This window comes from Rhizobium sp. AQ_MP, assembly GCF_014237835.1.
Classification (GTDB): Bacteria; Pseudomonadota; Alphaproteobacteria; order Rhizobiales; family Rhizobiaceae; genus Allorhizobium.
This window is the reverse complement of record NZ_JACJVI010000097.1, coordinates 1-326: the sequence shown is the minus strand read 5'-3', so window position 1 is coordinate 326 and position 326 is coordinate 1. Positions and strand designations below refer to the sequence as shown.

Below are 326 nucleotides of genomic sequence, written 5' to 3'. Positions count from 1 at the left end.
GATCGTTGGACCGGCGAGCGCCGTAACAATCGCGCCACCAATTGCGAAGGTCATCAGCATGGCGAGCACACCCACCAGATCCTCACGCTGTCTGCGGGTCATGAGAAGCCTCACGCAAGATAGAGAATGGGAAAGATGACCAACCAGACGAGGTCGATCACATGCCATAGTGTGGCGATCAGAACCAGGTTTTCCCGCGCCGGGCGCCAGGCGACAAGAAGAAGAGCAATAGCGCCGAAAAAGACATGGAGCAGATGGAAGCCGGTGATGATGAAATAGAGCTCGAAGAAGGTGTCGAGCGTTGCATCCTGAGCGTAGCGAACCTC

1 pseudogene is annotated in these 326 nt (G+C 56.1%); it reads right to left on the bottom strand.

The annotated features are described in order from the left end of the window. Window positions 1–110: 110 nt before the first annotated feature. Window positions 111–326: pseudogene (locus tag H6M51_RS24390) on the bottom strand (cytochrome c oxidase subunit 3 family protein); the annotation flags it as partial.